General features: G+C 72.2%; 13 protein-coding genes. 9 read left to right on the top strand and 4 right to left on the bottom strand.

Annotated elements, in window-relative coordinates:
- Window positions 1-69: 69 nt before the first annotated feature.
- A complete protein-coding gene (locus ACGFH8_RS05560) occupies window positions 70-660 on the bottom strand; it encodes a GrpB family protein (protein ID WP_393363759.1) in 591 nt (196 codons plus the stop codon).
- Between the two features lie 143 nt (window positions 661-803).
- On the opposite strand from ACGFH8_RS05560, the gene ACGFH8_RS05555 reads away from it, so the two are divergent.
- Genes ACGFH8_RS05555 through ACGFH8_RS05540 form a run of 4 tightly spaced genes read left to right on the top strand, consistent with a single transcriptional unit; the run spans window position 804 to window position 3,926 of the window.
- A complete protein-coding gene (locus ACGFH8_RS05555) occupies window positions 804-1,676 on the top strand; it encodes a GyrI-like domain-containing protein (RefSeq protein ID WP_393363757.1) in 873 nt (290 codons plus the stop codon).
- 20 nt (window positions 1,677-1,696) lie between these two features.
- Entirely contained in the window at window positions 1,697-2,029 is a 333-nt protein-coding gene (locus tag ACGFH8_RS05550) for a PadR family transcriptional regulator (RefSeq protein ID WP_393363754.1), read from the top strand.
- Window positions 2,023-2,976: a hypothetical protein gene (locus tag ACGFH8_RS05545; RefSeq protein WP_393363751.1), complete on the top strand. Its 954-nt coding sequence runs from the start codon at window positions 2,023-2,025 to the stop codon at window positions 2,974-2,976. The genes ACGFH8_RS05550 and ACGFH8_RS05545 overlap by 7 nt, the downstream gene beginning before the upstream one ends.
- Window positions 2,970-3,926: a hypothetical protein gene (locus tag ACGFH8_RS05540; RefSeq protein WP_393363748.1), complete on the top strand. Its 957-nt coding sequence runs from the start codon at window positions 2,970-2,972 to the stop codon at window positions 3,924-3,926. Before ACGFH8_RS05545 ends, ACGFH8_RS05540 begins: the two co-directional genes overlap by 7 nt.
- 3 nt (window positions 3,927-3,929) lie before the next feature.
- Here ACGFH8_RS05540 and ACGFH8_RS05535 read toward each other — a convergent pair whose 3' ends face one another.
- On the bottom strand, window positions 3,930-4,427 hold the full coding sequence (locus ACGFH8_RS05535) for an NUDIX domain-containing protein (RefSeq protein WP_393363745.1): 498 nt from the start codon (window positions 4,425-4,427) through the stop codon (window positions 3,930-3,932).
- Between the two features lie 175 nt (window positions 4,428-4,602).
- On the opposite strand from ACGFH8_RS05535, the gene ACGFH8_RS05530 reads away from it, so the two are divergent.
- The 4 genes from ACGFH8_RS05530 to npdG all read left to right on the top strand — a co-directional run bounded on the left by ACGFH8_RS05530 (window position 4,603) and on the right by npdG (window position 8,155).
- Window positions 4,603-4,806, top strand: a complete 204-nt coding sequence (locus ACGFH8_RS05530; protein WP_357244995.1) for a hypothetical protein — start codon at window positions 4,603-4,605, stop codon at window positions 4,804-4,806.
- An 82-nt stretch (window positions 4,807-4,888) separates the two neighbouring features.
- On the top strand, window positions 4,889-5,788 hold the full coding sequence (locus tag ACGFH8_RS05525) for a histone (RefSeq protein WP_393363742.1): 900 nt from the start codon (window positions 4,889-4,891) through the stop codon (window positions 5,786-5,788).
- Between the two features lie 146 nt (window positions 5,789-5,934).
- The gene (locus ACGFH8_RS05520; protein ID WP_393363739.1) at window positions 5,935-7,365 is read left to right on the top strand and encodes an RNB domain-containing ribonuclease; all 1,431 of its coding nucleotides are present in this window, start codon (window positions 5,935-5,937) and stop codon (window positions 7,363-7,365) included.
- A gap of 91 nt (window positions 7,366-7,456) precedes the next feature.
- Window positions 7,457-8,155, top strand: a complete 699-nt coding sequence (gene npdG / locus ACGFH8_RS05515) for an NADPH-dependent F420 reductase (RefSeq protein WP_393363737.1) — start codon at window positions 7,457-7,459, stop codon at window positions 8,153-8,155.
- Window positions 8,156-8,262: 107 nt separating this feature from the next.
- Here npdG and panB read toward each other — a convergent pair whose 3' ends face one another.
- The gene (gene panB, locus ACGFH8_RS05510) at window positions 8,263-9,108 is read right to left on the bottom strand and encodes a 3-methyl-2-oxobutanoate hydroxymethyltransferase (protein ID WP_393363734.1); all 846 of its coding nucleotides are present in this window, start codon (window positions 9,106-9,108) and stop codon (window positions 8,263-8,265) included.
- 187 nt (window positions 9,109-9,295) lie between these two features.
- A complete protein-coding gene (locus ACGFH8_RS05505; RefSeq protein WP_393363731.1) occupies window positions 9,296-11,053 on the bottom strand; it encodes an NAD+ synthase in 1,758 nt (585 codons plus the stop codon).
- A 259-nt stretch (window positions 11,054-11,312) separates the two neighbouring features.
- Between ACGFH8_RS05505 and glnA the strand changes: the two genes are divergently transcribed.
- Entirely contained in the window at window positions 11,313-12,662 is a 1,350-nt protein-coding gene (glnA, locus tag ACGFH8_RS05500; protein ID WP_357809817.1) for a type I glutamate--ammonia ligase, read from the top strand.
- The last annotated feature ends 26 nt before the right edge of the window (window positions 12,663-12,688 follow it).

Below are 12,688 nucleotides of genomic sequence, written 5' to 3'. Positions count from 1 at the left end.
TGTCCAAGATCTGTGCGTGACCGCCGGTTGGTGGATGGGTGAGCGCCGGCTGGCAGTCGTCGGCGGGCCTCACGCGGCGAAGATGTGCGCGTAGATCTCGTCGATGACGTCGTTCTTCGCCAGGCTGTAGTCGCGTGGCCGGTGCGCGGTGTCCCGCGCGAGGCGCCGCTTCGTCGCGGCGTACAGCTCCCGGTCGTGCGGGTGTGAGCGCAGCCAGTCGCGGAAGAGCCGATGGCGGACGGGTTCCGGCGCGTCCTGCGGCCAGACGTGCAGGTTGACGTCCTCGGCGGCGCTGAGCAGCATCCGGTGCCCGTGCCACCAGGGCTCCCGCAGGACGAGCCGGTAGCCGAGCCGTTCCAGGGTGGGGAGGTAGCCGGACTCCTCGGCGGCGTCCTCGATGACCAGGTCGACGTCGACGACGGGCTTGGCCGCGAGCCCCGGCACCGCCGTGGACCCGACATGTTCCACCCCGATGACCAGACCACCCAGCGCCTCGGTGAGTGACGAGCGAACGGCGACGAACCGCCGCGCCCAGGCCGGGTCGTACTCCTCGATGACGACGGACTCCCACGTCCGTGGCGGCTCGCCCACCAGACCGGCGTCGACCTGTTCGGGGGTGCCGTGGAAACGCTTCACGACGTCCTGCGGATACTCGGCCACGGCAACCTCCTTCGGAACCAAAGTCCGCCAGGCTACGACACGACGATCGGTACTCGCGCACCCGACCGATGCGGGCAGCGGATGTCGGGTGGGCCACCGACCCGGCCGCCTAGCGTCGGTGCTCGACAGGGAAGGAGGCCCGGGTGCTGGAACGGCTCAACGAGGCCATGGCGTACATCGAGCGGCACCTCGACCAGAAGATCGAGGTGGCCGAGCTGGCACGGATCGCGCTGACGTCGGAGTACCACTTCCGGCGGCTGTTCTCCGCGCTTGCCGGAATGCCGCTGTCGGAGTACATCCGTCGGCGTCGGCTCACCGTCGCCGGTGCGGACGTGCTGGCGGGGGAGCGGACGTTGCTCGACGTCGCGGTGCGCCACGGCTACGGATCGGCCGAGGCGTTCGCCCGTGCGTTCCACGCCGTGCACGGCGTGGGGCCCGGAGAGGCCCGGCGTACGCGGGCAGCGTTGCGCGCCCAGCCCCGGATGTCCTTCCGACTCACCGTGGAGGGGAGCGGCGACATGGAGTACCGAATCGTCGACAAGGACGCGTTCGCGCTGGTGGGACGCAAGGCCCGGGTCCCGCTTGTGCACGAGGGGATGAACCCGGTGATCGTCGCGTTCATCCGGAGCATCGACACGGAGACGACCGGGCGGATCGAGGCGCTCTCCGATCAGGAGCCGGCCGGGATCGTCAACGTCAGCGACAACCTCGCCGACGGCCGGGAGGAGGGCGCCGAGCTGGACTACTGGCACGGGGTGGTGACCGGCGCCGTGCCGCCGGAGGACCTGGACGCGCTGCCGGTGTCGGCCGGGAGCTGGGCGGTGTTCACCACCTCCGGTGCGTTTCCGCAGGCCGTGCAACACCTGTGGCGGGACGTGTTCACCCAGTGGTTTCCGTCCAACCCGTACCGCAGCCGGCCGGGACCGGAGATCTCCCGGGTGCGGGTGTCCGCGGACGGCGCCCAGGCGGACGCCGAGCTGTGGATTCCCGTCGAACGGGTAACCACCCCTATGTAGAGTTCCGATACAGTGGTCGGATGCGGATCACGATTCCGGTCGCGAAGGTGCTCGCGGCGCTGCTCGCCGAGCCCGACGAGCAGCGCTACGGGCTGGACCTGATGCGATTGACAGGCCTGCCGAGCGGCACCCTCTATCCGGTGCTGCACCGGTTGCAGGGGGCCGGCTGGCTGGCCGCCGACTGGGAGGCGATCGACCCGGTAGCGGCCGGCCGGCCCGCCCGCCGTTACTACCGCCTCACCGCCGAGGGCGTGGCGCAGGCCCGCCAGGCGCTCGCCGACCTGCGCGCCGCGATCCCCGACGGTCGCCACTCCTGGGGCGGCACCGAGCCCACCGGGGCACCGGCGTGGTGACCCGCCGGGCCGCCGAACTGCTGTTGGAGATGGCCGTACGCCGCTGGCCGGCCGAGGTTCGCGACGACCTGCGCCGCGAGTGGGCCGCCGAGGTGCACGTGCTCGCCGAGAGCGGCCGCTGGACGACGATGGTGGGCTTCGCGGCGAGCCTCGCCGTCAGCCGCGCCGGCGCCCCACTCGTCGACCGCACCCTGCTGCGTGGTCGGGCCGGCCGCACCGCCGCCGCGCTGCTGCTGGCTCCGATCGCCTGCGTCGGGATCGTGCTCGGCGGCGCTGCCGTCATGTACCGGGCCCAGATCTGGGTGTGGGTGAGCTGGCCGGAGCGGGCGCAGAAACCGCTCTGGGCGGCGTTCACCGTCGGGCTGGGCGTCCTGCTGGCGGTGTTCGCCGCGCGATGGGCCCGGCACACCGCACTCGACGGCCCGCTGCGTATCGCGCTCGGCGTGGTGCTCCCCGTCGGTGCGACAGTCATCCTGCTGATGACCGTCATCGGCCCCGAGGGCCCGGCCGCCGTATCCGGTCTGCTGCTCTGGTTGGCCGGCCTGACCCTCGCGCTCTGGGCCGCGGCGAGTCTCGCCGCCCGGGGTCGCCTCCGCGCCGCCTGGTGGGTGGGCGTCCTCGGCGCGCTCGTCGCCGCGGACCTCGCGGTGATCCTCGTCGTCGTCGACACGTTCCCCGGCGGAATCGGAGCTGGGCCGACGATCGACGCACGGGACCGCGTCGACCCGATCTCCGCGCCGCTGTGGCTCTTCGCCTGCTGGACGGACTGGAACTTCGGCCTGCCCCGGCCGATCGAGTGGGAGATCTTCCTGATCACCAATCGGGTGCTTGTGGAGCCCATGCTCTACCTGGCCTGCATGCCGTACGCGCTCGCGTACACCATCCGGGCGGCCCGGTCCGCGCCCGCCGCACCCGTCGTCGCACCGACGGGCGTGCCGGCATGGTGACCCGTCGGGTCGCCGAGATGTTGCTGGGAATGGCCGCGCGTCGGTGGCCCGCCGACGTCCGCGAGGAGCTGCGCCGCGAGTGGGCCGCCGAGGTGCACGTGCTCGCCGAAGGCGGCCGCTGGACGAGGATGCTGGGCTTCGCGGCGAGCCTGGCGGTCAGCCGCGCCGGCGCCCCGCTCGTCGACCGCCGCCTGCTGCGCGGTCGGGCCCGCCGTACCGCGGCGGCTCTGCTGCTGTCCCCGATCGCCTGCGTCGCGATCGTGGCCGGCAGCGCGGTGGCGATGAATCTGATCTACACCTGGCTGACGATGCGGGTGAGCTGGTCGACGCGGGCGCAACTGCCGCTCTGGTCGACGCTGACGGTCGGCTTCGCGGTGCTGCTGGCGGTGTTCGCGGCGCGGTGGGCACGGCACAACGCCCTCGACGGCCCGTTGCGCATCGCGCTCGGCGTGGTGCTCCCGGTCGGCGTGGCCGTCACCCTGGTCCTGTACCTCACCAACGCCGACAGCCTGACCCGCTCCGTACCCGGGCTGCTGCTCTGGTTGGCCGGGCTGACGCTCGCCCTCTGGGCGGCGGCGAGTCTCGCCGCCCGGGACCGCCTCCGCGCGGCCTGGTGGGTGGGCGTCCTCGGTGCCCTCGTCGCCGCGGATCTCGCGGTGATCCTCCTCGTGGTCGACACCATTCCCGGTGGCACCGGCGTCGTCACCGCCGACGGAATGCCGGCCGACACCGTCGACCGGATCTCCGCGCCGTTGTGGCTTCTCGTCTGCTGGACCGACTGGAACTTCGGCCTGCCCCGGCCCACCCCGTGGGAGATCTTCCTCGTCACCGACCAGGTGCTTGTGGAACCCATGCTCTACCTGGCCTGCACGCCGTACGCGCTCGCCTACACCATCCGGGCGGCCCGGTCCGCGCCCGCGTCGGTCGCCCTCGCGCCGACCCCGGTGTGAACCTCAGTCGGGTACGTCGTCCCACGTCGTACCCGGCTCCAGGTAACCGGTCACCTGGTTCTCCCGCAGCGCGTAGGCGATGACCAGCAGGGCGTGCTTGTCCAGCTCGGGCAGCCGATCCAGCGCAAACCACCGCACGGCCAGCGACTCGTCGTCGTTGACCCGGGCGGTGCCGGCCACCAGCCGGCACAGGAAGCCCAGGTTCAGGTATTCGCAGTGGTCCCCGTTGGGGTACGTGTGCGGATGCGAGACGGCGCTGGACAACCGCACCGGCGTGACGTCCAGACCGGTCTCCTCGCGGACCTCGCGGACCAGCGCGGTGGCCGGCTGCTCGCCCGGCTCGACGAAACCGCTGATCACCGACCAGCGCCCGTCGTCGGCGCGCTGGCCGAGCAGCAGCTCACCGGCGTCGTTGCGGATCACGGCGCTGACGCTCGGCAGCAACAACAGGTCGTGACCGACGTGCCTGCGCATCCCCGCGATGTAGTCCGGTATCGCCATCGGGTGATCATAGATGCTCCCCACAGTGGGGCTCACCTGCGCATCTTCTGGAGTTCCAGTCCCACGCGTTTCGCCGTTTCGGCCCGGGCGGGCCGATGCATATCTACTGTGGAGAGGGTCGGCGACTTGTGCGATCCGGTGGCGGCCTGCCGGTTCGCGGTGCACAGTGATTCCCATGAGCGACAGCGAACGTGGTGGGCAGTTCTACTGGTGCACCCGGCATCACCGGGTCGAGACGGACGCCAACGTGTGTCCGGCGAAGCACGTTCTCGGCCCGTACAACTCGGCGGCCGACGCGGAGAACGCCCTGCAACGAGTGCAGGAGCGCAACGAGGCGTGGGATGCCGAGGACGCTCGTTGGGCCGGGGAGGACAAGTAGACGGCGCGGGACGTCCCGCGCCGAGGTATTTCGTGCTCCGCGAGGACGCACGCGAGAGCACGTCCCCAAGGAGGGAACCACGATGGCCGAAGCACAGCAGGCCACCACCCGCCCGACCGTCCGGCGCACCACCGCGAAGAAGACCGCCGCGGCGGAGCGAAACACGGCGGCGAGCCGGACCACCCCCGTGCGCAAGTCCACCGCGGGTGCGGCGGCCGCGAAGGCTCCGGCCCGGAAGGCCGCCGGCGGCGCGGGGCGCGCCCCGGCGAAGAAGACCACCACGGCGGCGAAGAAGGCCCCGGCCTCGAAGACCACCACGGCGGCGCGGAAGGCCCCGGCGAAGAAGGCCGCGACGACGACGGGCGTGGCGGCCAAGAAGGCTCCGGCGAAGACCTCGACCGCCGCCCGCAAGACGACGACCGCCGCGAAGCGGGCCTCGGCGTCCACGGCGCGGAAGAGCACCACCGCCACGGCCAGGACAACGGGTACGGCGAAGAAGACGACCAGCGCCGCGAAGAAGACGACGGGTACGGCGAAGAAGACCACGAGCGCCGCGAAGAAGACGACGGGCGCCGCGAAGAAGACGACGGCGTCGGCGGCGAAGCGGACCACCGCCGCGGCGAAGGCGCCCGCTCGCAAGGCCGCGACCAAGGCGTCAACCGTGAAGAAGACCGCCGCCAAGAAGGCCCCGGCGAAGAAGGCCCCGGCCAAGAAGACGACGGCGAAGAAGACCGCGTCCACGCGCCCCAGCGGCGGCGTCCGCAAGGCCGCGGCGAAGAAGGCCCCGGCCGCGAAGGCGACAGGCACGTCGTCGACCACCGCCCGCAAGGCGGCGGCGAAGAAGGCCCCGGCGAAGAAGACCACCGCGGCCAAGGCGCCGGCCCGCAAGGTGACCGCCCGCAAGTCGCCGGCCCGCTCGGTCGCCGCCCGAGCCACAGCCCCCCGGAGTACGCGCAGCACCGCCCGGAAGGCCACCGGCTGAGCGCGGGCCGCCTCGGCTCCTCCGACGGTCGTGGCGGTGCGGTGCGCTGCTGCTGTCGTCGGGAAGCGCCTCGCCGGCGGCGGTTCGACGAAGATGTCGGCCGGTCACCGGAAGCGGATCACCGTCGACGCTGTCAGGATTGACCCGTGGTCATCCGACGCGTACTCGCGCCCCGCATCGACTTCGGCGCGCTGCGCCGCGAACTCGGCCTGCCCGAGGGCTTTCCGGCGGCCGCCCAACGGGAGGCCGACGCGGCCGCCGCCGCGCCGCCGCGGCCGTCCGTCGACCGCACCGACATACCGTTCGTCACCGTCGACCCGGCCAGCTCGCGGGACCTGGACCAGGCGATGCACCTCACCCGCCGTGCGGGCGGCGGCTACCGGGTGCGGTACGCGATCGCCGACGTCGCCGCGCACGTCGACCCGGGTGGCGCGCTCGAGGATGAGACGTGGCGGCGCGGGCAGACGGTCTACCTGCCCGACGGTCACGTGCCGCTGCACCCGCTGACGCTCAGCGAGGGCGCGGCCAGCCTGCTGCCCGACGATGACCGGGCGGCCGTGGTGTGGACCATCGACCTGGACGCCGACGGCGCCACGGTGGCCGTCGAGCTGGAACGCGCCCTGGTGCGCAGCCGCGCCAAACTCGACTACACCGGGGTGCAGGCAGCGGCCGACGCCGGACGACTGCCCGAGCCGATCGCGCTGCTCCCCGAGATCGGCGACCGGCTGACCGCCCGGGGGCTGCGTCGCGGCGCGATCAACCTGCCGCTGCCCGAGCAGGACGTGGAGCCCGACGGCGACGGCTGGCGGCTGGTGCTGCGGGGGCCGGTGCCGATGGAGGAGCACAACGCGCAGATCTCCCTGCTGACCGGCATGGCCGCCGCCGACATCATGCTGGCCGGTGGGATCGGCCTGCTGCGGACGATGCCCGCCCCGAAACCGGAGGCGGTGCAGCGGCTGCGGGCGGCCGCCGCCCCGCTGGGCGTGCAGTGGCCGGACGACGCAGGCCCCGGCGAGGTGATCGCCCGCCTGGACGCCGCACAACCACGCTCGGCCGCCTTCATCGACCAGGCAGCCGAGTTGATGCGCGGCGCGGCGTACACCGCCTTCGACGGCTCGCGGCCGGAGCACCCGGAGCACGGGGGCGTGGCCGCCGCGTACGCCCACGTCACGGCGCCGTTGCGACGCCTGGCCGACAGGTACGCCACCGAGGTCTGCCTGGCCCTGCACGCGGGCCGGGACGTGCCCGACTGGGCGCGCGCCGCGCTGCCCCGGCTGCCCGAGGTGATGGCCAGCACCGACCGGACGGCCTCGGCAGCCGCCCGGGGGGCCGTCGAGCTGGCCGAGGCGGTGCTGCTGGCGGACCGGGTGGGGGAGACCTTCGACGCGGCCGTACTCGACGTCGACGCCCCGCCCAACGGTAAGTCCCGGCCCCGCCCGCCCGGCGGAACGGTGGCCCTGGACGCCCCACCGGTCCGGGCCCGCTGCCTCGGCGCGCTGCCGCTCGGCGAGCGGGTCCGGGTCCGCCTGGTCACCGCCGACCCGGCGGCCCGTACGGTGCTGTTCGAGCTGGCCTGAGCGAGGGCGCCCGGGGTGGCGTCCCGGGCAGCGGGGATTGTCACAGCGTCTGACGCTGCTGACCGACCGGGCGGTTTGCGAGGATGAGCCCATGGCATACGACGCGAGCACGCTGCCCGACGTGTCCGGGCTGACGGTCGGCATCATCGGTGGCACCGGAGATCAGGGCCGTGGCCTCGCCTACCGGTTCGCCCGGGCGGGGCAGACGGTGCTGATCGGCTCCCGATCGGCGCAGCGGGCCGCCGAGTCCGCCGCCGAGATCGCCGCGCTGCCCCGGATGCCGGCCGACGCCCGCATCACCGGCGCGGCCAACGACGAGGTGGCCCGCCGCAGCGACGTGGTGATCATCGCGGTGCCGTGGGACGGGCACGCCGCGACCGTCGCCGCACTCGCCGAGCCGCTCGCCGGAACGATCGTCGTCGACTGTGTCAACCCGCTGGGCTTCGACAAGCAGGGCCCCTACGCGCTCACCGTCGACGAGGGCAGTGCCGTCCAGCAGGCTGCCGCGTTGCTGCCCGACTCCCGCGTGTGCGCGGCGTTCAACCACGTCAGCGCCCCGCTGCTGGCCGACCCCGAGGTCGACCGGATCGACCTCGACGTGCTGATCTGCACCGAGGACCGTGAACTGGTCGACATCGTCGGGGCGCTCGCCGCGCGGATCCCCGGGATGCGCGGCATCTACGCGGGCCGGTTGCGCAACGCCCACCAGATCGAGGCGTTCACCGCCAACCTCATCGCGATCAACAAGCGTTACAAGGCGCACGCCGGCATCCGCGTCACCGACCTCTGAGCCAGCTCCGGCGGCGTGATCCACTCCGATTTCGTGAAAACGCGGGGTCCTGACCTCACGGACACCCCGACACCCGCAAACCCGAGTGGATCACGTCGTTTTCCGGGCTAGAAGGTGTGTTCGGCGGTCGGGAACTCGCCGCCACGGACCTCGTCGGCGAAACGGCGGGTGGCATCGGTGAGGGCGCCGGCCAGGTCCGCGTACCGCTTCACGAAGCGTGGCGCCTTGCCGGTGCGCAGCCCGGCCATGTCCTGCCAGACCAGCACCTGCGCGTCGGTGTCCGGGCCCGCGCCGATGCCGACCGTCGGGATGGGCAGTTCGTGGGTGATCCGCTTGGCCACCTCACCGGGCACCATTTCCAGCACCACCGCGAACGCGCCCGCCTCGGCCACCGCCCGCGCGTCGGCGAGCACCTCGTCCGCCGTGTCGCCCCGACCCTGCACGCGGTAGCCGCCCAGGGTGTGCTCGCTCTGCGGAGTGAAGCCGATGTGCGCCATCACCGGGATGCCGGCGCCGACGATCGCCGCGATCTGCGCGGCGCAGCGACGGCCACCCTCCAACTTCACCGCGTGGCAGCCACCCTCCTTCATGAACCGGACGGCGGTACGCAGCGCCTGGGTCGGCCCCTCCTCGTACGAGCCGAACGGCAGGTCACCGACCACGAGTGCCTGCCGGGTCGAGCGCACCACGGCCCGTACCAGCGGAAGCAGATCGTCGGCGGTGACCGGCAGGGTCGTCTCGTAACCGAACACGTTGTTCGCGGCCGAGTCGCCGACCAACAGCACCGGCACGCCGGCCTGGTCGAAGATCCCCGCGGTGTACTGGTCGTACGACGTCAGCATCGGCCACCGTTCGCCGCGCTCCTTGGCGGCGATCAGGTCACGGGTGCGGACCCGACGGGTGACCGGTCCGCCGTACAGCGCGGTCACCTCGTTCGGAGTGGACTCCACCATCTTCGTCTCCCTTCCTCGAGGCCGCCTGCGCGGTCCCCGGGTTCCGTCGCGATCGTCGCACCGCGAGACGGGGTGACGGCAGAGCTCAGTGCGAGATATCACTGCACCGCGCGAGGTCCGCGCCACGCGGCCCCCGCGAGGCGGCGCCGGGCCGGCCGCACCGACCCGGCACCCCCGGGAGTACGCCTCAGCCGTGCTCGCGCCACCGGTTGGTGATCGGCAGACGACGGTCCCGGCCGAACGCCTTCATGGAGATCTTCGTGCCCGGCGCCGACTGCCGTCGCTTGTACTCGGCGGTATCCACCAGCCGCAGCACCTTGTCGACCACCGCCGGGTCGTGGCCCGACTCGACGAGCCCGTCGCGGCCGAGGTCACCGTCGACGTACCCGATCAGGATCGGGTCCAGCACGTCGTAGTCGGGCAGGCTGTCGCTGTCGAGCTGGCCCGGGCTCAGCTCGGCGCTCGGCGGCTTGCCGATCGAGTTCTCCGGAATCGGGGCGGTCTCACCGCGCCGGTCCGCGTCCCTGTTGCGCCACTTCGCGAGCCGCCAGATCAGCGTCTTCCAGACGTCCTTGACCGGGTTGAAGCCGCCCACCGAGTCGCCGTACAGCGTGGAGTAGCCGACCGCCAGCTCACTCTTGTTGCCGGTGGTCAGCACCAGGTGGCCCTCCTGGTTCGACAGGGCCATCAGGATCACGCCCCGGACCCGGGCCTGGAGGTTCTCCACGGCCACCCCGGACAGCGACAGGTTGGCCAGGAAGCCGTCCACCATCGGCTGGATCGGCTCGACGCGGTAGTCCAGGCCGGTGCGCTTGGCCAGGTCGGCGGCGTCGGACCGGGAGTGCTCGGAGGAGTGCTGGCTGGGCAGCGACACACCGACCACCCGGTCCGGCCCCAGGGCGTCGACGGCGAGCGCGGCCACCACCGCCGAGTCGATGCCACCGGAGAGCCCGAGCACCACCGACGGGAACCGGTTCTTGTTCACGTAGTCACGCAGGCCCAACACGAGCGCCTGCCACACCTCGGCCTCGTCGGCCACCGGCTCGATCAACCCACCGGTGGCGGCCGGACCGGACGGCGTGGGCGGAACACCGTCCAGCGTGCAGTGCGCGACCCGCATCCCGTCGGCGATGGTCTCCGTGGTCGGCGAGGTGGTGGCGGCCGGCAGGTCGACGTCGTGCACGAGCAGGTGCTCGACGAACTGCGGGGCCCGGGTGAGCAGCTCACCGTCGGCGCTCACGATCATCGAGTCGCCCTCGAAGACCAGCTCGTCCTGGCCGCCGGTCATGTTGACGTACGCGATGGTGGCGCCCGCCTCGGCGGCCCGGCGGCGGACCAGCGGCAGCCGGATGTCGTCCTTGTTCAGCTCGTACGGCGAGCCGTTGATGTTGACCACCAGGCCGACCCCGGCCTGCCGGGCGGCGGCGAACGGCCCACCGGACTGCCACAGGTCCTCACAGATGGTCAACGCGACGTCCACGCCGCCGATCCGCACGACTGTCAACGTGTCGCCGGAGACGAAGTAGCGGTCCTCGTCGAAGACCCCGTAGTTGGGCAGGTGGTGCTTGAAGTAGCGGGCCGCGACGACGCCCCGGTGCAGCAGCGCGGCGGCGTTGCGGGCCCCCCGGCCCGGCTCGGCGTCCCCGCTGACCTGCGGCGGCCCGTCGGCGTCCAGGTAGCCGACCACGACCGGCAGCTCGCCGAGAGCGTCGGCGGCGAGGTCCGCGGCGAGCCGCTCGACGGCGGCCTGGGACGCGGCGACGAAGGAGCGCCGGAAGACCAGGTCCTCGACCGGATATCCGGTCACCATCATCTCCGGGAAGAGCACCAACTGGGCGCCGGCGTCGGCGGCCTGGCGTGTCCAGCTGCGGACCAGGTCGGCGTTTCCGGCGATGTCGCCGACGCTCGGGTTGACCTGGGACAGGGCGAGACGCAGGGTGGGCATGTCCTCATCTTGCCCCAGGCTCGACCGGACAATCGCCACCGTCCGACGAGATGGCCGCCACGCTGCCGGCATCAGGGGCGTGCAGCCGCGGCGGGTCGGCCCGTCGACGGCGGAGCGCGCGCCCGCCGAGCGGGAGGCGAGGGGACGGCGAGCGGTAGTTCGCGTAACGTCTGCGTAACCAGGCCCGGTAAGACTGGGCGATCAGGTCGGGTGCAGCCCGACCAAGGCGGACAAAAGAGCGTCGCGAGGGGTTGGGGAAGTGGACCGTCAGCAGGAGTTCGTCCTCCGTACGCTGGAAGAGCGGGACATCCGGTTCGTCCGGCTGTGGTTCACGGACGTGCTGGGCACGCTCAAGAGCGTTTCGGTGGCGCCGGCCGAGTTGGAGGCGGCCTTCGAGGAGGGCATCGGCTTCGACGGCTCGGCGATCGAGGGTTTCGCCCGGGTCTTCGAATCGGACATGGTGGCCATGCCCGACCCGACGACCTTCCAGGTGTTCCCGTTCGAGGGCGGGGTCAGCGGCGAGAGCGCCCGGATGTTCTGCGACATCCTGCTGCCCGACGGTGGGCCCTCGTGGGCCGACCCCCGGCACGTGCTGCGCCGCGCGCTGTCCAAGGCCGCCGAGAAGGGATTTACCTTCTACACCCACCCCGAGATCGAGTTCTTCCTGCTGGAGAACGGCCCCCAGGACGGCTCGGTGCCCACCCCGGTGGACACCGGCGGCTACTTCGAGCACACCACCCACGCCGTGGCGCGCGACTTCCGCCGCCAGGGCGTGCTGGCCCTGGAACGGATCGGCATCTCGGTGGAGTTCAGCCACCACGAGGTCGCGCCCGGCCAGCAGGAGATCGACCTGCGCTACGCCGACGCGCTCACCACCGCCGACAACATCATGACCTTCCGGCACGTGGTCAAGGAGGTGGCGCTCTCCACGGGTGTGCAGGCCAGCTTCATGCCGAAGCCGTTCACCGACCAGCCGGGCAGCGGGATGCACACGCACCTGTCGCTGTTCGAGGGGGAGCGCAACGCGTTCCACGACAGCGGCGACCCGATGAAGCTCTCCAAGGTCGCGAAGTCGTTCATCGCCGGCCTCCTGGTGCACGCCCGGGAATACACGGCGGTCACCAACCAGTGGGTCAACTCGTACAAGCGGCTCTTCCCGCAGGCCCTGCCGGACCGGATCACCGAGAGCCCGGCGTACGTCTGCTGGGGTCACCTCAACCGCTCCGCGCTGGTCCGGGTTCCCGCGTACGGCAAGCCCAACTCGGCCCGGGTCGAGGTCCGCTCGTTGGACTCGGCCGCCAACCCGTACCTGGCCTTCGCGGTGCTGCTCGGCGCCGGTCTCAAGGGCATCGAGGAAGGGTACGAGCTGCCTCCGGGCGCCGAGGACGACGTCTGGTCGCTGACCAGCGCCGAGCGGCGTGCCATGGGATACGAGGCGCTGCCGGAGAACCTCGCCGAGGCGATCGACGTGATGGCCGAGTCGGAGCTGGTCGCCGAGGTGCTCGGCGAGCACGTCTTCGACTTCTTCCTGCGCAACAAGCGGGCCGAGTGGGAGCAGTACCGCCGCGAGGTCACCCCCTACGAGCGGCAGCGCTACCTGGCGTTGTGAGCGCGGGGGGCTGACGCGGTTGCGCG

This window comes from Micromonospora sp. NPDC049175, assembly GCF_043197345.1.
In the GTDB taxonomy this organism is placed as follows: Bacteria; Actinomycetota; Actinomycetes; order Mycobacteriales; family Micromonosporaceae; genus Micromonospora.
Note: the sequence above shows the minus strand (reverse complement) of the source record. Positions and strands in the feature narration are given on the sequence as shown.